The 16340-nt window shown below is 49.1% G+C and carries 18 protein-coding genes; 9 read left to right on the top strand and 9 right to left on the bottom strand.

Features of this window, described 5'->3' with window-relative positions; translation table 11 throughout:
- The first annotated feature begins 10 nt into the window (after positions 1–10).
- Both AM410_RS00915 and AM410_RS00910 read left to right on the top strand, forming a co-directional pair.
- Entirely contained in the window at positions 11–1954 is a 1944-nt protein-coding gene (locus AM410_RS00915; RefSeq protein ID WP_025204718.1) for a putative bifunctional diguanylate cyclase/phosphodiesterase, read from the top strand.
- Between the two features lie 63 nt (positions 1955–2017).
- Complete coding sequence (locus AM410_RS00910) at positions 2018–2398, top strand: hypothetical protein (protein WP_108647369.1); 381 nt, start codon at positions 2018–2020, stop codon at positions 2396–2398.
- 108 nt (positions 2399–2506) lie between these two features.
- Here AM410_RS00910 and AM410_RS00905 read toward each other — a convergent pair whose 3' ends face one another.
- Positions 2507–2983: a GNAT family N-acetyltransferase gene (locus tag AM410_RS00905; protein WP_014169039.1), complete on the bottom strand. Its 477-nt coding sequence runs from the start codon at positions 2981–2983 to the stop codon at positions 2507–2509.
- A gap of 92 nt (positions 2984–3075) precedes the next feature.
- Here AM410_RS00905 and AM410_RS00900 point away from each other — a divergent pair, with 92 nt between their 5' ends.
- Positions 3076–4035: a LysR family transcriptional regulator gene (locus tag AM410_RS00900; protein WP_032677630.1), complete on the top strand. Its 960-nt coding sequence runs from the start codon at positions 3076–3078 to the stop codon at positions 4033–4035.
- Positions 4036–4050: 15 nt separating this feature from the next.
- Positions 4051–4407, top strand: coding sequence for a nuclear transport factor 2 family protein (locus AM410_RS00895; RefSeq protein WP_040016883.1), 357 nt, complete (start codon positions 4051–4053; stop codon positions 4405–4407).
- A 188-nt stretch (positions 4408–4595) separates the two neighbouring features.
- Here the strand turns inward: AM410_RS00895 and AM410_RS00890 are convergent, their stop codons facing one another.
- Positions 4596–5804 (bottom strand): MFS transporter, encoded by a 1209-nt coding sequence (locus AM410_RS00890; protein ID WP_032677632.1) that lies wholly within the window; start codon positions 5802–5804, stop codon positions 4596–4598.
- A 103-nt stretch (positions 5805–5907) separates the two neighbouring features.
- Between AM410_RS00890 and AM410_RS00885 the strand changes: the two genes are divergently transcribed.
- Complete coding sequence (locus AM410_RS00885; RefSeq protein ID WP_032677633.1) at positions 5908–6825, top strand: LysR family transcriptional regulator; 918 nt, start codon at positions 5908–5910, stop codon at positions 6823–6825.
- Positions 6826–6975: 150 nt separating this feature from the next.
- Here AM410_RS00885 and AM410_RS00880 read toward each other — a convergent pair whose 3' ends face one another.
- Complete coding sequence (locus AM410_RS00880; RefSeq protein ID WP_032677634.1) at positions 6976–7380, bottom strand: nuclear transport factor 2 family protein; 405 nt, start codon at positions 7378–7380, stop codon at positions 6976–6978.
- A 225-nt stretch (positions 7381–7605) separates the two neighbouring features.
- Positions 7606–8046 carry a GNAT family N-acetyltransferase gene (locus tag AM410_RS00875; protein ID WP_032677635.1) on the bottom strand — a complete coding sequence of 147 codons (441 nt, stop codon included), beginning with the start codon at positions 8044–8046 and terminating at the stop codon, positions 7606–7608.
- 251 nt (positions 8047–8297) lie between these two features.
- On the opposite strand from AM410_RS00875, the gene AM410_RS00870 reads away from it, so the two are divergent.
- Positions 8298–9200, top strand: a complete 903-nt coding sequence (locus tag AM410_RS00870; RefSeq protein ID WP_079231303.1) for a hypothetical protein — start codon at positions 8298–8300, stop codon at positions 9198–9200.
- Positions 9201–9751: 551 nt separating this feature from the next.
- Here AM410_RS00870 and AM410_RS00865 read toward each other — a convergent pair.
- A complete protein-coding gene (locus AM410_RS00865) occupies positions 9752–10372 on the bottom strand; it encodes a LysE family translocator (protein ID WP_079231302.1) in 621 nt (206 codons plus the stop codon).
- A gap of 224 nt (positions 10373–10596) precedes the next feature.
- On the opposite strand from AM410_RS00865, the gene AM410_RS00860 reads away from it, so the two are divergent.
- Together AM410_RS00860 and map are read left to right on the top strand one after the other, a co-directional pair.
- On the top strand, positions 10597–10815 hold the full coding sequence (locus AM410_RS00860; protein ID WP_032677643.1) for a ParD-like family protein: 219 nt from the start codon (positions 10597–10599) through the stop codon (positions 10813–10815).
- A complete protein-coding gene (gene map, locus AM410_RS00855) occupies positions 10796–11584 on the top strand; it encodes a type I methionyl aminopeptidase (RefSeq protein ID WP_032677644.1) in 789 nt (262 codons plus the stop codon). Before AM410_RS00860 ends, map begins: the two co-directional genes overlap by 20 nt.
- Positions 11585–11806: 222 nt before the next feature.
- Here map and AM410_RS00850 read toward each other — a convergent pair whose 3' ends face one another.
- Positions 11807–12682 (bottom strand): AraC family transcriptional regulator, encoded by an 876-nt coding sequence (locus AM410_RS00850; RefSeq protein ID WP_020885047.1) that lies wholly within the window; start codon positions 12680–12682, stop codon positions 11807–11809.
- A 246-nt stretch (positions 12683–12928) separates the two neighbouring features.
- A complete protein-coding gene (locus AM410_RS00845) occupies positions 12929–13549 on the bottom strand; it encodes a LysE family translocator (protein ID WP_040016884.1) in 621 nt (206 codons plus the stop codon).
- Between the two features lie 201 nt (positions 13550–13750).
- On the opposite strand from AM410_RS00845, the gene AM410_RS00840 reads away from it, so the two are divergent.
- Positions 13751–14539 carry a phosphotransferase family protein gene (locus tag AM410_RS00840; RefSeq protein ID WP_108647367.1) on the top strand — a complete coding sequence of 263 codons (789 nt, stop codon included), beginning with the start codon at positions 13751–13753 and terminating at the stop codon, positions 14537–14539.
- A gap of 86 nt (positions 14540–14625) precedes the next feature.
- Here AM410_RS00840 and AM410_RS00835 read toward each other — a convergent pair whose 3' ends face one another.
- Entirely contained in the window at positions 14626–15081 is a 456-nt protein-coding gene (locus AM410_RS00835) for a hypothetical protein (RefSeq protein WP_108648562.1), read from the bottom strand.
- 346 nt (positions 15082–15427) lie between these two features.
- Positions 15428–16309 carry a LysR family transcriptional regulator gene (locus AM410_RS00830; protein ID WP_014169049.1) on the bottom strand — a complete coding sequence of 294 codons (882 nt, stop codon included), beginning with the start codon at positions 16307–16309 and terminating at the stop codon, positions 15428–15430.
- Positions 16310–16340: the final 31 nt, after the last annotated feature.

Raw genomic sequence — 16340 nt, 5'->3', positions numbered from 1 at the left:
GGAGAAATGCATGAACAGGATCCTGGTAGGCATTATATTTTTCCTATTCATTACAACCGGGTATATTTCATTTCTTTTGCATGAGCGGCAGGAGGATTTGCAAAAACTCAACCATTATAAGGACTCCTGGTCTGTGTCTCAGATGGTTTCAGAATACTACAGGCTGGAGTCGTGGATCAGCCGTTATTCTGACAATAATCCTGATATCACCATGGACGATCTCCGCATGCGGCTGGAGATCATGCTTAGCCAGCGTGAGTTACTGAAAGAAGGCGATTTAGGGAAATATGTAAAGTCGAATAAAAGCCATAATGCACTGGCAAAAAACCTGCATGAAACGCTTGATTACCTTGATCATCATCTGGAAGGGATGAGTCGCGCTCAACTTGCTGATTATCTTGAGAAAATGTATGCGCTTGATTCCTCCCTTAGCCAGTTTTCATCCAGTGCACTCTCCAATGATGTTAACTCCATCAACGAGACAAACCAGAATATACAAAAGCTGTATCGTATCTACTCAGGCCTTTCGGTTCTGCTGATTATTTTAAGTGCGATATTGGGTGTTTTAAACGTCTGCCAGAACAGGAAGATACTTAAAACTCACCGACAGGTTACCAGCCTGGCAAATGAACTCCAAAAATCGAAGGAAATACTCCAGCAACAGAATAAAAAACTGGCGTATGACGTTTACCATGACTCGTTGACGGGGCTTAAAAACAGGCTTTATTTCTGGGATGATCTTATTAATAACATCTCGATAGCGAGCCGCATACACAGGCCAGTCACGGTCATGTTGTTTGATCTCGATCGCTTTAAAGAAGTCAATGACAGCTTTGGTCACGATGCCGGCGATCTGTTATTGCGTGAGGTTGCGCACCGGTTATCCTCCATGAGCAACGAAACAAATACATTTTATCGCCTCGGGGGCGACGAGTTTGCATTATTGTCGCATGAGCTGACAGAAGAAAGTGCCGTTAATCTGGCAATGGAAATCTGTGAGTGCATTAAAAAGCCTTACATAATAGGTAACTCTAACGTCACCATTGGTACCTGCGTCGGTATTGTTGTTTCAGAGTTAGAACGACGTTCAGATTACCTTTATAAGTTTGCCGATCTTGCTCTGTATGAAGCTAAACGTGCAGGCTTAAACATGATCAAAGTGTTTCGCCGCATCATGCTGCAAAAGCTCGAGGAAAGCAGAACCCTGGAGCGTGATTTATCAGTGGCAGTCGCAAATAAAGAGTTGGTCGTTTACTATCAGCCGATTGTTGATTCGTACACCACTGAAATATATGGCTATGAAGCCCTTCTGCGCTGGAATCATCCCGTTAAGGGCATCATTGCGCCGGATGATTTTATTTCGGTAGCAGAGAAAACGGGATTCATCCATGAGATAGGCAAAGCCGCGCTTGAAATCGCCTGCAAGGAAGCCACGACATGGAAGGTGCCGGCAAGGATCTCTGTCAACGTGTCGCCGGTGCAGTTAAGCAGTATGAATTTTGTCGATACAGTACGCGCAGTGCTGGCCGAAACGGGGTTGCCCGCTACCCGGCTTGAGCTGGAAGTGACGGAATCTTCGCTATTTACCGACAGTGAAACCCCCATCGAAATCCTTATGGCACTCAGAGTGCTGGGCATAAAAATCTCTATTGATGATTTTGGTACGGGCTATTCCTCCCTTTCAAGATTGATTCAGTTAGGCTTTGATAAAATAAAAATCGATAAATCTTTTGTGCGAACAATATCCACGGATGAAGAAACTCAGACCATCGCAAAATTAATGGTCGGCATGGCGAAATGCCTTGATATGATAATTATTGCTGAAGGCGTTGAAACAAATGATCAACTGTTATGCCTTCAACGTTTAGGGTGTGATTTGGCACAAGGATATCTCTTTGGAAAGCCCGCGCCCTTTATCAGTCAATCAATCAAAGCGGGTGAAACACTTGTTTAATCCTGCGGTGACGCTCACTGGTCAACACGTGTGCCTGGCGCCTGGAAGAGAAGAGAGGGCGATATGCAGGCGCAACGGCTGATGGGGGAGGGGTATGAACCGTACGTTGAGCAACAGGGTGACAGACTGACCTACTCTTTGCCGGTCGATTCCGGATTTGTCAGTTTTAACTTCACGTTTGATCTTCGCCAGACCGATCTGGATGTCCTGCTGTCGAGCGATTACAGGCGAGCCGTCCTCGAGATCACGGCCCACACTTTGCTCCAGTATTCGACACTGAAGGGGAATGACCGTTTCACTCAGAAAGACTTCGACAACCTGGTCGCAGTCACACTCCACGCATCGCTGGCGCTTTTGCACATATTCATTTCGCGCGTGAGCCGTGAGCACAATATTGCCATTGACCATTATGTCGAAGAAATACTCCACCGACGCCGCGGTTGAACAGGCCCGAAGCCTGATCAATGTGTTCCTGATACTCCCCTCAACGCGAACATGACTGCCCCTCAACAGAAGCAGCCTGCATCTGCAATTTGCCGCAACACGGTCGCGTTATTCGGCAAAGTTCAACAGCGCGTTACCCTCCAGGCGATACCGTACCCATTCGTTTTGAGGTAATGCGCCAATGCTGAGGTAAAAATCAATTGCGGGCTGGTTCCAGTCCAGTACGCTCCATTCAAGGCGTCCGCAGCGCCGTTCCACGGCGTACTGCGCAATTTTCTTCAGCATCGCTTTTCCCGCGCCCTTGCCCCGATAATCGGGGGAAATATACAGATCTTCCATATAAATACCGTTACGTCCTAGCCATGTGGAGTAGCTGGTGAAGAACACGGCGTACCCGGCGATTTTCCCTTCAATCTCGCAGATTAATGCTTCGGTATGGCTGCCGTCGCCAAAGAGTGTTTCGCGAATCTCATCCGGTGTGGTGACCACTTCTTGCGGGGCTTTTTCGTAAACCGCCAGCTCATAAATCATATCGTAAATAGCGGAGGCATCTTCCGGGCGGGCCTGGCGAAGGCTGATACTCATATGTTTTCCTGTCTTTTTTGCAAGGCATCGTTATTGATGGCGTTAAGCATAGGGGGTATTGTCAGAAGAATTAAGTGCAATGAAATCACCCCATGATGAATATTATGCATCCAGCGCTACGACGTCTTGATTTAAACCTGTTGCTCATTTTTGACGCCATTTATCGGCACTGTTCCGTTCGCCTCGCCGCGGATGAACTGGCGATGAGCACCTCTGCGTTGAGCCACGCACTGTCCCGACTGCGTATTGCGCTCAATGACCCGCTATTTTACCGGGAAGGCCACCGGATGTGCCCAAGCGTGTATGCCACCCAGCTCGCGCCCTCTATTGCATCAGCACTGAAATTTCTCAATCAAGAGCTGACTGTACAACCGGCGTTCGTGGCTTGCGAAAGCACGGAGCGGATCCAGATTGCGATCACGGACTTTACCGCGTTGTGCATTTTCCCTACGTTGATGCAGAGACTGCAGCAGGAAGCGCCTGGCTTGCGCTTTGATTTACGCTATTTGCCACACAGCCCGGCGCTGAACGAACTGTTGGCAGGAGAAGTGGATCTGGCGCTGGGATTCAGTACACCCGACGATATCCGTCACAATGAACTGGACGAGATAAACTGGTTTGAGGATGAGTATGTTGTCATCAGCAATACCCGCCGAACACAGCTGACGCTGGAAGATTATCTTGCCGCACGGCATCTGGTGATAACCCCCTGGAACGAAAAGCAGGGTGTACTGGATTTACGGCTTGAGCAGTTGGGGTATACGCGGCAGATAGCGCTTAAGACGCCATCCATGCTGAGTGCCCCGTTTATCGTTGCGGAAAGTGACCTGCTAATGGCCATCCCCCGTTTTGCTGCTGAGAAGCTGAAACATGCTGCCAGTATTCAGATTTTTTCATTGCCGTTCACCATAAGCCCGTTTGAAGTAAAGATTTACTCGCATAAACGCAGTGGCCAGAGAGGGGCAACCAAATGGCTGAAGACGACACTTCACATGCTGGCGGACGAGTTGCCGCAAAACATTTATGGCCATGCAACTGACAGTCGAATTTGAATGAGGGTAAATGCCATGCTTCTGGAACAGTTGAAAACGCTGGAACGCACGCTTCATGGCAGCAGGCGCAACGATCGTGAATGGCTTGAACAGATACTTCACGACCAGTTCAGGGAAATGACACGATCAGGTGTGTTGATCGATCGTTCGCAGACAATAGAGGCACTTTCTGCCGAAACAGTTATCCCGACCATTCTCAGCAGCGACTTTCAGCTCATCCAAATAAGAGAGGATGTCGCGATATTACACTACAGGACATTCAATGCGGACGGCGCTCGCCCGATTTTGCGTTCTTCGTGTTGGGAGCGGGCCGGGAGCGGGCAATGGAAACTGGTATTCCATCAGGGGACACCTGTTGCGGTGAGCGGATAAGGTCCCAGGAGCGCACCGCAGAAAACGATTTCTGGATCTCAAGTGGGGTGAGTTAAGCCAGCCGACGGAGTGACCTGAAATAGCGGCATTACTCCGCACTCATTTTAAGTTTGTGGGGTCGCTTATCGCTCGTAGCAAACCTTGCGGCTCTTATGTCGGTCCGCTTTGTGCCAGAAGCGGACGTTATGCTAATCATTGATGAGATGATTTGGCTGGAGCGTACGCTTAGCCAGCTTCTTTTGCAGAATGATAACGATGATGGGGAACCCTGATGCGGAAATTGCACATACCCCCAGCAACGTGTTCATATTTTGTTGTGCTATGGAGTGCCCAGATAATAGAAAAGAAGACAGAAAAAATGCGACAGTTGTGATCAGGTACATTATTGATGACTGCAATGAAGAAAATCCCGCTCGTTGCCTGTCATCAGGAAACTGAATACTCACCGCCGAGGAGGAAACCAGACGACTGTAAGATGCACCGAGAAATAAAATAATAAATAGCGTCGGATTCGAATAGCCCATAACAGGTATCAGCAAAGCGAGTAAAAAAACGAAAGTTGACCCTGTAGCCAGACTCACTGCAGAAAAATGCGGAGTTAGCGCACCTGTCATTTTTGTTGACAGGTATCCTGCAATGCCCCCGGCGAAAAACAGCCATGGCAGCAGGTATTGAGAGCCCCCCAGCTGTTGGGTCATTAATGGTACCAAAACAGGAATGACCAGCATCGGGCTAAACTGTACCAGCGCATTACTGGAAGCGAACAGTAAAGTATTAACGTCGAGAGGCAGTGCGTGGGGTGTATCGAAAGAGACTGTATCCTGAGGGATGATGGATACAATCAGTGGCATTGCCAACAAACACAGCGTACTGGTTAGCCACAAAGCGACATGCCAACCGTAATGAGCGCACAAAAATAGTATCGTGGGCATTCCGGCAATGCTTATCATCGGAAATGATGCAATTACCGTCGCCAACAATTTCCCTCGCAAGTTAGTTGGTGCGAGATTTATCAATATACTGATACTCACCCCCATAGTTGTGCCTCCAGCCAATCCGGCACAGAATCGTAATGTAAGCAGAAGGCTAAAGCTGGAGGTAAATGTCGTCAAAAGTGTCAGTAGGCCGAGTAGTGCCATATTGGCGATTAAAAAACGTTTCTTATTGAAACGACCAATCCAGTAAAAGGCGATAATTCCCGACAGGACCGCCCCGGAGGTGTACATGCCCGATACGTAGCCAGAGAATGACACGGGAACGGCGAAGTCTGCTGCCATAAAAGCAAAAACAGGGTTGAACATCATATATTCCAGCGCATTTGTGAACTGGATAAAAGCCATGACAACCGCTATCCGGATGAGGGCTTTATGATTAAACGTTGTTGTGACCGATGACATAACAAGCGACCTGTGGGTAAAAGATATCCGAGTTTAACTGCTTTCAATCTTATTCAGTAGATGGTAAAACTGGCACGTATTGTTATCATTTATGGGATAGTCTATGCGACCAGCTCTTGATTTTAATACCCTGAAAGTTTTCATTGCGGTGGTTGAAAGAGAAAGTTTTGTTGGGGCATCTAAAGTCCTTGAAATGCCGACATCAAACGTTAGTCGTTGTATTTCTCAGCTAGAAGACAGACTGAATCTTCAGCTCATTGAGCGCAGCACCCGACATATGAAACTCACACAAGCGGGGCACCTGCTCTATTCCCGGGCGAAGCCATTAATGGATGCACTTGAGCAGACTGAAACAGAATTAACGTTGCGGCAGATGCAGCTCAAGGGGCCACTACGTATCTGTATTCCCAATGAAATAGGTCCTGCACTGCTGGGTTCTGTGATTGCCGATTTCGCCTGCCAGCACCCGGATCTGGAAATTAGCTGTGTCACAAATTTGTCTGGTCTTGAATCCCTGAGAGACGATCTCGATTTAGCCATCATTGTGAGCCGTGGCCAGATGGATGACGGTGATTACATAGCCCGTCACCTGGTGACGATCCCTTGCACCATCGTTGCAGCCCCCTCCGTCATTCAGCGTTATGGCATACCTTCTCGTATACAGCAATTTGAAGAATTACCCTGTATTACCACGGTAAATGCACTTAAAGGTGCTCCCTGGCAGTTTGTGAATAAAAAGGGGGGATTTGAGACGATAAAGGTTAAAGGCCATTACCGGGTAAACAGCGGAGAGATGGCAGGACGCGCGGCGGTAGCGGGTGTTGGTTTCGCTATTCTTTCGAAACAGGCCTGCCAGCCCTACATCGACGATGGACGACTGATCGAGACTAAGTTCGAACAACCGCCAGCCCCACTTCAATTGTACGCACTTTATTCAGACAAGCGTTATTTGCCCGCTAAAACACGAGCGCTTATTGAATACATACAGCAGAATTTGAGCAATCTATCCTTAGCAGCCTAAGGATAGATGAAACAGCTACAGAGAGTTCCAGTGTTTCAATGGTCTCTAAATGCAGAATGTCTGCTGTACGCTCAACGCAGACCTTATGACCACGTGGGCTGTCCGTTGCGTGCCAGAAACGGACGTTCAATGGAATAAACGTATCTGCAATTAAAGGCACGCCTCGGAAACTCCGAAGCTATCCTCAAACATGCGAAAGCGGGTAATAAGACCATTTTCGATGTACATGTCGAGTACAAATTCGGTTTCAATCAGCTTCTGTGTTTTTTTAACGCGTGATGCAAGCTCACCAATAGCAACCAGTCGCTTGTCTTTGATGAGAATATCTTTTATTTCAAAATGTTCTGGTGAGAGGTGTGTCCGTATTTGCGCATAGAATTCTGCCACACCGTTTCTGCCGTATTTTCGGCCAATCCAGGGAACTAACTGAGTATTTCCAGCGACCACCCAGTCGACGCTTTCACTTACCAGTGCCGCTATCTCATTCACATCTTCTGCTGTGGCTATACGATGAAAAAAAGTTTCCGCTACTACCTGTGGTGTTTGGACTGTCATAGCTTGTTAATCCCAGTAAGAGTAGTTAAGGATTGTCAGACTAAACGATGGTATTAAAAATCACCTTGTCCTACGGTGCTGTTTGATCATGTTATAGAGAGCAGTTGGTACGTTACTCAGTCCCCTGGGGGGGCTTTTGTCCGATTTTCGCTCATGGCGGACCTTTGGCTCAGTTAGCTTGTCCGCTTTTTGCCAGAAGCGGACAATGCAAACCTTGCGAGGGAGTTAATTAACAACGGGAACGTCGGCGAGATGTTTAACAAAACGCTTCCTAACTTCCTGATAACCATTATCTTCATAAAACTTGTGTGCTCTGACTCTTCTTTCACTGCTTGAAAGCTCAATTTGAGAACATCCTTTCTCCAGGGCGATTTGCTCAGCGGCGATGAGGAGTTTCCGCCCGATCCCTGCCCCTCGCAATGATTCGTCAATAACCAGAGCTGAAATTAATGCCCATAAGCCGTTTTCGTGCAGGGGCGTTATAAAATTCACCACAATAACCCCGCAAAGTTCTTTTTCTGATTCGGCAACCAATATGCTAAGACCGGTATACTCTTGGTCAATGTGCTTTTCTAAGCGTTCTCCCTCTGTCTGATATCCTAGTTGCAGAAACAGCTTATTTAGAGAGGGTATATCTTTTAACTTTGGCGTCCTGATTAAGACCATGCCATAACCTCCTTCATAATAGTTTAGAAAAAATATCCAAATCACATGCACGTTGCAAACTTCCGCTCTTTGCTCAAAGCGGACCCTTCCATCTCCACCTGCCTTTTGCTTTGAACGCCGGAGCCTCAACAATTTCTCTGCCCGGCCCGGTGCAGAGAGAAAAGACGTCATCAACCTCATGCTATCTTTCTATAAAACAGGTATCCCAGTGGTAATTGGGGCTGCCCCGTTGAAATAAAAGGAACAAGTTAATGCTTGATTATATGCTTGAGCAGTTCAGCAGGCTGCCTGTTGACTCCTGGTTACTCAGGAACGGCCTGAAAGACTATATTGATGAACAGCTGCTCTGGTGTGAGGACAGCAATTTTTCATCAAATTTCCCTTTCCGGGAAACCGGTCTGCCTCAGGATTTTTTTCTTCAGAAAATCATTTCCTGCGACGGTAATGACTACCTCACCGGACCCAGATACAGAGGCGGCGATTTGAAGAAGCCGTTCATTGATCTGGTCGCCAGCTCTGCTCCTCTGACCCGGCGGGCAATGGCCTCAATACTGGACGTATGGCATCCCATGGGCGCACGTTCAGTCCGCGTTCTCCGACCCGTGTCTGAGGATACGCGCGGTTGTGCCGATCAGTTTTTCTATGTCGGCGGCAGCATGGATGAAAAAAAAGAAGCTGTAATCAGCGGCCATACTGTCCGCATTGAGCGTGCCTGCCAGCCGTCAGTTGAGTGGTGCCTTCAGGCTCTGGAACTTGCCTATGCCGAGACGTATTCCCGCTATCCTTTCCTGAAGGATAAGGTGGTTCCTGCAGATGAAGAAGACATTCGCGATGCCATTAAGGACGGAAACCTGTTCATCATAGTTTATGAGGGGTCGCGTGCCGGTTTTATCATCTGTGATAACGCGCGCCGGGCTTTTATATCCGGACAGTGGATCACCGAGGAGATCGTTATTCCGCGCTTTCGCGGAAAGCATGTTGCGGGTTCCGCTCAACAGGCCTTACTTTCTTTTCTCAGCACGCCCCGCACACCGGCATCGCTATGGGGAACCATCGAAAGCAGTAACCTGCCTTCAATACGCGCCGCTGAGCATGCCGGGAGAAAGCGGGTGATGGAGTATGCTTTTCTGTATGGGGAAGATGTGCATGATTAAGAGCTACCGGCAGCTTACGCTGTGTCTTTTCATACTGTTGTCCACATTCGGCTTCTGCCTTTATCTGGGTTTTTTTTCCTTCTGTCTGGTTAAAATAAAAACCGACCCGCTTGTTATTTCAGTGCTGACAGGTTCAACTGCGCTGGCGGCGTGACCGCCACCTTGTGATCCACCCTGTCAGCTGCATACAGACCGCCTTCCCGGCGGTTTTTTTATGCCTTTTCTGCGGTAACAAGACAGGGCGGAAGTCTGCCTGCCCCGTGGCTCAGCATCCGACTTCGGGAGTTTTCGGATCTGTGCAGAAGAGGAGAGAGATTGATGCAGGACAGGCACTAATTAAGGAGGATTATTGTGATTAGGGGATTATTGTCTTTCAGGAAGGAAAAGGTACTGATTATTGCACCGAGCAGACAAGTCATTCTGACGGTCTATCAGCGACGAAGCGGCACGCATCATTTTTCACCCTGAACATCCGTCCTGACCTTTGACAACGTGGCCGATGATTAAAGTCCGCTTAGTGCCAGAAGCGGACATTGCCAGCCAGCCCAAGGCTATCTCGTGCTAATAGCAAGTTTAGCCGCGAAACATAAAAACAAGCCCCCTGTTGCTCTGTCCATCACCCGGACAACGCGACTTTTCTTCAGTACGGCTGACACAAAATGCGTAGATAAAATGAGAGTGACTGACCATATAGTCCCAATCGCTACGTGGATGCTGACCAGGATAAAAGTCCATATTAAAGGTGAGTGACCGGCAGGTACGAACTGCGGCAAAAAAGAGACATAAAAAATGCCCATTTTGGGATTGAGCACATTCCCCAGCATTCCTCTGATAAACCAGTTCCCTTGAGAAACGTTGTTGTCATCACCATCACTGAAAGATGATCGAGGACGTATCAGCAGTTGTAAGCCCAGCCAGCTCAGGTAGACCGCGCCACAAACTTTGAGCACAGTGTAAGTCATCTCTGAAACCGCCAGAAGAGCACCAAGACCTAACGCAACCAGCGCGCCCCATACAAAACAGCCAGCATCAATGCCAAGCGCAGCCTGAAAAGCCTTTTTACCGCCCTCAGCACAAGCGGTGCGCAGAATAAGTGCCGTATCAAGACCGGGAGTCAGGGTAAGTAACAGTGCTGCGAGAGAGAATGCGAAGAGGGAATCGTTAACAGTCATTTTCTTTGCCCGAAAGAGCAGATGCTAATCATTTAGCTCCCTACAATCAATCCATTAAATATTGTTTTTAAAGGTCTGCTCTTCGCTCAAAGCGGACTTTCAGCTCACTTAGCCTGTCCGCTTTGCGCCCGAAGCAGACCTTTATTCGTACGGCAAAAATCTCCGTGACAACGGTCTGTGAAACATATACGTTATATATATGTTATATTGCAGAGTATATGCTTATGGGTATTGTCAAAATTTCAGATTTGCTGCATGAAGACGTGCGGGATGCAAGCAGAGCGATGTCACGTTCAGTGAATGCACAAGCCGAATACTGGATCCGCCTCGGTATGATGAGTGAGCTTTACCCGGAACTTAACTATCAACAAATTAAAATGATGATGCTGAAATCAGGTTCTGACCGTTTAATGGAGGTTATCAATGCCATCAATTCCCATTAAAACCGCAGATGAACTTGCCCGCCAGCGTCATGCAGGAGCGTTGCTGGCCTCCGTATTTGAGATGCTGGACACGTTTATTGTTCCGGGAGTCTCAACTCTGGACATCAATGATCGCGTAGAAGCTTTTATTGTCAATGAGTTGCAGTCAAGACCTGCCAGTAAAGGACAATATAATTACCCTTACGTCCTGAATACTTCTGTGAATGAAGTGGTTTGTCACGGAGTTCCTAAAGCCAACGAATACCTGAAAGCCGGCGCTATAGTTAATGTCGATATCACCCTGGAGAAAGGGGGCCTGATTGCCGACTCCAGCAAAATGTATCTGATTGGTGACGTCTCTCCGCTGGCTCGCCGGTTGGTGGATATAAGCCAGGAAGCCATGTGGCTGGGCATAAAAATGGTAAAACCGGGTGCAACACTGGGAGACATCGGGCATGCCATCCAGACGCATGCTGAGTCCAACGGCTATAGCATTGTCAGGGAATACTGCGGGCACGGTATCGGCAAAGAAATGCATGAAGAACCGCAGGTGCTGCACTATGGTAAACCTGGTACAGGCGAAGTGTTACAGGCAGGAATGGTTTTTACCATCGAACCGATGGTAAATCAGGGAAGCAGTAAAATAAAAACCAAAAAAGACGGCTGGACAGTGGTCACCCGGGATAAAAAACTCTCGGCCCAGTGGGAACACACGGTCGCTGTGACCAATGACGGTTTTGAAGTTTTAACACTTCGTAAAGATGAAATCATTCCAGAAAACATGGTTTGACTCCGGTGATTACTCAGCAAAAAAAAGCTTTCACGCATCTTCAACTGTGTGCTTGATTCCCGTATCCAGCCTGGCATCTTTACAGGGGACGTCCGCTTATCGCTCACAGCGGACCTTCTGCTCCGTTAGTTTGGTCGCTTTGTGCCAGGAGCGGACGTTGCAAATATCACGGTTTTAATCGATGGGGAGCAGATCAACGATGAACAATAACCCTGAATCAGCTCATTTTAACGGCAAATAGATATCCGTGAGTAATTCATGTTCTGCTACCTCATGCACAAAGTTGTGGTAATGAAAGAAAAGCGGGAAGTCGCGAAGTTCCTCTCCGCTCTCTGGCAACCAGTCACGATACAGAGACTTAGCCAACCCGGTTAACGCATCATGCGATCCCTGATGACGTAACACCGCACAGCGACCAGCCGGAATGTCACTATTTATCACCCCGAAGCGATTGTCTTCAATAATGGGTGACGTGACGGTTCCGCAAATATGGAACTCAAATTCATCCGGCGGCGTTAAGGTTGGATCGTGTGGTGCAATACCGTATGTCTGGCTACTGGCAACCGGTGAAAAACCCGTGGTTTTTCGCCATTCAATAAAGCGAGCCGCCGTTTCGTTTATTCGCTCCGGTTGTCCATAATGTGTCAGCATTGCGACTGACGTCGCGGGGAAAGTAATGATCCTGACCTGGCTTTGCATGGTTTGTCTCCTGGCTTTGTAAGGTTCGGATATGCGCTTATGCCAATCCACCCAGGGGGGCTGCTGGCGGAATTGCGTCGGTGATAGACCGAACATTTGTCTGAAAGCACGGCTAAATGATTCAGAATGCTGGAAACCGGCGTCGTACGCGATATCAGTGATTTTCTCTAACGGATTAAAAGCCAGTCGATAAGATGCGCGTTTTAAGCGCATCATCTGGATGTAACGGCCAGGTGGCATCCCACAATAACTACAAAACTGACGATGGAAATGAAATGGCGAGAAGTGAGCCACTTCACTCAGTTTTTCCAGTAATAAAGCGTCATCGAGATGGTGGTCAATATAATCAAAGACCTGTTTAAAGCGTCTGGCGTAACTATCAGTTTTATTATCACACATGACTTCCTCCGTGCTGCTTAATATGCTCGAAGGCGATTCAGTTTGCCTGACCGATCTTGCTCAATGACGTACAAAGGGGAGCATTTCCAGGTGGCTATCTTTCGAACCTTTGACTTGCTCCCCATTGCTCAAGACTCTCGATGTCAATATGCATGCCGAACTTCCACTGTTCGCTCTAAGCAGAACTTAATCCCTACACGACGGTCCGCTTTGTGCCAGAAGCGGACATTGCCAGCCAGCCCAAGGCTATCTCGTGCTAATAGCAAGTTTAGCCGCGAAACATAAAAACAAGCCCCCTGTTGCTCTGTCCATCACCCGGACAACGCGACTTTTCTTCAGTACGGCTGACGCAAAATGCGTAGATAAAATGAGAGTGACTGACCATATAGTCCCAATCGCTACGTGGATGCTGACCAGGATAAAAGTCCATATTAAAGGTGAGTGACCGGCAGGTACGAACTGCGGCAAAAAAGAGACATAAAAAATGCCCATTTTGGGATTGAGCACATTCCCCAGCATTCCTCTGATAAACCAGTTCCCCTGAGAAACGTTGTTGTCATCACCATCACTGAAAGATGATCGAGGACGTATCAGCAGTTGTAAGCCCAGCCAGCTCAGGTAGACCGCGCCACAAACTTTGAGCACAGTGTAAGCCATCTCTGAAACCGCCAGAAGAGCACCAAGACCTAACGCAACCAGCGCGCCCCATACAAAACAGCCAGCATCAATGCCAAGCGCAGCGTGAAAAGCCTTTTTACCGCCCTCAGCACAAGCGGTGCGCAGAATAAGTGCCGTATCAAGACCGGGAGTCAGGGTAAGTAACAGTGCTGCGAGAGAGAATGCGAAGAGGGAATCGTTAACAGTCATTTTCTTTGTCCGAAAGAGCAGATGCTAATCATTTAGCTCCCTACAATCAATCCATTAAATATTGTTTTTAAAGGTCTGCTCTTCGCTCTAAGCGGACCTTCCCACAACCCGCAACACTGCCCGTAAACCGCAATGCCCCTGATCTCTCCGCATCACACTACACTTATCCCTTAAAGCCAAACCTGACACAGGGAGTCATGTATGTCTGCGGAGAATTTATCCCAAATGGGTGCGGCAAAAGTGCAGCGTTTGGTGGATCAATATGGTCAGCAAGTCATAGAAAAATGCCCTGTTAGCCCTGTGGAATACGCTTTCTACGAGTATGCGGCGGAAGAGCTCAACAGCAGGGGAATCAAAACGCCGACGCTGTTGTCTGCCGATCCACATCCACGCCGGTTAAGGCTGGAATATATCCCTGGAAAAGTGTCTCAGGATGAGGTGTCGGGGGATGACATATTGAAATGCCTTTCTCATCTTCATCACACTCCACCAGACCCAACCTGGGTGTATCACCCTCATTCCTGGCCCGAGAAAGCGCTTGAAAAATCATTGGCGCTTTTGAAATTACCGGACCGCGCGGCCCACCAGATGCGCTGTTTTCAGCGAGCGGGCAGCGTTTTGTTTCGGCAGAAATGTTTAATCTCAGGGGATACCAATGCCGGTAACTGGGGGAGGAGAGAAAATGGAGAGTGGGTTCTCTTTGACTGGGAAAGGTTTGGCACGGGCAGTCCGGCTATCGACCTCGCCCCGCTGGTAAAGGGGATGGGCTCCAGGCAAAGCATTTTACAGCTTGCGGAGCGTTACAGCGTGCATTATCTGCATATGCCTGCCCGACAGTTAGCGACGGAAATAACCCTTGCTAAAGCATGGATTGTGTCAGAGGTGGTGTCCCTGCTCTATGACCGGAACAAAACAGATTTTGAGCTGTACCTGAACTGGTACAGAGAAACGCTTCCCGGCTGGCTGGACGAGGCTATCTCAGTACTTTAACCTTTCGTCTGCATGGGATTTTTATATTATTAAGGCCGAAATACTGGCTTACAGACCAGCTGAATTTCGGCCCTTAAGCTCTGGCCTTAGTGCGCCGTGATATACGGCTCCTTGACGAACTCCGCCAGCAGCCAGACCATATCATGTAGCAGACCGGTCAGCTCTTTTGCCACGTTTGCAGGCAATGTTCCGCCCATTACCGCCTGCGTTAACGCCAGCGCATAGTCCACCTGGAGCGACGTATCCTGCCAGCAGTCCGGAACGCAGGAGACAATCTTCTCTCCTGCAATCAGCTGTTCGACCAGATAAGGCGGGAGGGCAGAATCACAACGCGCGCGAAGGCGTTTAAGGACTGCCAGCAAACGCATGCACAGTGTTGCATGAGTGACCGCATCGTCGGTTTCTACCAGCACGCTTACATATGCGGTGCAGGCATCGGCCAGTTCGAAGAGATCTGCAGATTCAGGCAGTTGTAGATGAATCAGATGGTGTATAGCGCTTTCTTCAGAGAGCGCGTAAGACAGGGAAGGGACAGTTGTCATGTGATTTTCCATTTTAAAAAAACTCCAGACCATCCAATAAGTTCCTACGCTCATGGGTGGTAGCGCTGACGGAGGTAGGAATACCGCACACGACAAAAACGGCCAACCTTTCGGTTGCTCCGCCAGCGCGACCGTAGTGTAACGGGATGAGCGCTGCCGCGACAAAATAATTGTCGTATCGTGATATGCGGGTTCCTACGCCCGGTTGCGGATGTGCCGCAACGCAGGCACTTTACGGCCGAGAGGAGAGTAAGAAAAGCAGTAACCCTGAATTACACAGGGTTACTTGCAGGTTTGCGAGGCGGCTTCCAGAAAGGCCTTAGCGGGCGCAAGCGACGCCGCGCCATTACCCTTCACTCAGCATCGCCAGAAACCGTTTCACCGTCCGCGAACGTTCAAAACGCCGCCAGCACAGCGCGATATCGGTATAAAGCTCCGGTGATGTCAGCGCATGGTAGGTCACATTGGGGGGCGAAATGGCGGCCATCGACTTCGGCACCAGGGCGAACCCGCCGCCAGCGGACACCATGCTCAGGGAAGAGGAAAGTTGCGAAGACTGCAGCGTGTGCTGCACGTCAATTCCGGCCCGCTCGCAGCAGCCGTAAACGCGATCGTACAGCCCTGGCGCGACCTCCTGCGGGAACAAAACGACCGGCGTATCCCGAAGTTGCTCCAGCGCCAGCGATCCACACTTCGCCAGTGGATGGTCGCGATGCAGCGCCACAACCATCGGCTCACGGTCGAGAATTTTTAGCTCAAACGCTTTGCTGCTCTCACACGGCAGACGCACAAACGCGATATCCAGCTCACCCTCCGCCAGCATCGCCGTCAGCGAAGACATATTGGCTTCTACCTGGTGCACTCTCACCGCCATGTTCTGCAACTGATACTGGCGAATAAGGGTGAAGATTTTGGGGTGAAAGGCGTCTGAACTGGTGATCCCAATCGACAGACTGCCGTTCAGCCCGCGGGCAATGCCCCGGGCTTTCTCCAGCGCGGCGTCGCTCAGCGCCAGGATCTTACAGGCGTCCTCATAGAAGGCTTCTCCCGCTTCAGTCAGCTCCACGCCTCGCGTCAGGCGTCTGAATAACGGCGTGCCCACTTCTTCCTCGAGCCGTTTAATCTGCTGACTCAGAGGAGGCTGTGAAATACCCAGCGCTTTGGCCGCTTTGGTGAAGTGTCGCTCACGTGCAACGGCGACAAAATACCGCAGATAACGAAGTTCCATATCAAAAACGTCTCAAACCAGCATGAATTCT

The organism is Enterobacter cloacae complex sp. FDA-CDC-AR_0164 (genome assembly GCF_003071645.1).
Lineage (GTDB): Bacteria > Pseudomonadota > Gammaproteobacteria > Enterobacterales > Enterobacteriaceae > Enterobacter > Enterobacter ludwigii.
Note: the sequence above shows the minus strand (reverse complement) of the source record. Positions and strands in the feature narration are given on the sequence as shown.

What these genes read in the sequence shown, in the direction of transcription:
- AM410_RS00915 (WP_025204718.1), top strand. Translation starts at nt 11, where the DNA reads ATGAACAGGATCCTGGTAGGCATTATATTTTTCCTATTCATTACAACC.
- AM410_RS00910 (WP_108647369.1), top strand. Translation starts at nt 2,018, where the DNA reads ATGCAGGCGCAACGGCTGATGGGGGAGGGGTATGAACCGTACGTTGAG.
- AM410_RS00905 (WP_014169039.1), bottom strand. Translation starts at nt 2,983, where the DNA reads ATGAGTATCAGCCTTCGCCAGGCCCGCCCGGAAGATGCCTCCGCTATT.
- AM410_RS00900 (WP_032677630.1), top strand. Translation starts at nt 3,076, where the DNA reads ATGATGAATATTATGCATCCAGCGCTACGACGTCTTGATTTAAACCTG.
- AM410_RS00895 (WP_040016883.1), top strand. Translation starts at nt 4,051, where the DNA reads ATGCTTCTGGAACAGTTGAAAACGCTGGAACGCACGCTTCATGGCAGC.
- AM410_RS00890 (WP_032677632.1), bottom strand. Translation starts at nt 5,804, where the DNA reads ATGTCATCGGTCACAACAACGTTTAATCATAAAGCCCTCATCCGGATA.
- AM410_RS00885 (WP_032677633.1), top strand. Translation starts at nt 5,908, where the DNA reads ATGCGACCAGCTCTTGATTTTAATACCCTGAAAGTTTTCATTGCGGTG.
- AM410_RS00880 (WP_032677634.1), bottom strand. Translation starts at nt 7,380, where the DNA reads ATGACAGTCCAAACACCACAGGTAGTAGCGGAAACTTTTTTTCATCGT.
- AM410_RS00875 (WP_032677635.1), bottom strand. Translation starts at nt 8,046, where the DNA reads ATGGTCTTAATCAGGACGCCAAAGTTAAAAGATATACCCTCTCTAAAT.
- AM410_RS00870 (WP_079231303.1), top strand. Translation starts at nt 8,298, where the DNA reads ATGCTTGATTATATGCTTGAGCAGTTCAGCAGGCTGCCTGTTGACTCC.
- AM410_RS00865 (WP_079231302.1), bottom strand. Translation starts at nt 10,372, where the DNA reads ATGACTGTTAACGATTCCCTCTTCGCATTCTCTCTCGCAGCACTGTTA.
- AM410_RS00860 (WP_032677643.1), top strand. Translation starts at nt 10,597, where the DNA reads ATGGGTATTGTCAAAATTTCAGATTTGCTGCATGAAGACGTGCGGGAT.
- map (WP_032677644.1), top strand. Translation starts at nt 10,796, where the DNA reads ATGCCATCAATTCCCATTAAAACCGCAGATGAACTTGCCCGCCAGCGT.
- AM410_RS00850 (WP_020885047.1), bottom strand. Translation starts at nt 12,682, where the DNA reads ATGTGTGATAATAAAACTGATAGTTACGCCAGACGCTTTAAACAGGTC.
- AM410_RS00845 (WP_040016884.1), bottom strand. Translation starts at nt 13,549, where the DNA reads ATGACTGTTAACGATTCCCTCTTCGCATTCTCTCTCGCAGCACTGTTA.
- AM410_RS00840 (WP_108647367.1), top strand. Translation starts at nt 13,751, where the DNA reads ATGTCTGCGGAGAATTTATCCCAAATGGGTGCGGCAAAAGTGCAGCGT.
- AM410_RS00835 (WP_108648562.1), bottom strand. Translation starts at nt 15,081, where the DNA reads ATGACAACTGTCCCTTCCCTGTCTTACGCGCTCTCTGAAGAAAGCGCT.
- AM410_RS00830 (WP_014169049.1), bottom strand. Translation starts at nt 16,309, where the DNA reads ATGGAACTTCGTTATCTGCGGTATTTTGTCGCCGTTGCACGTGAGCGA.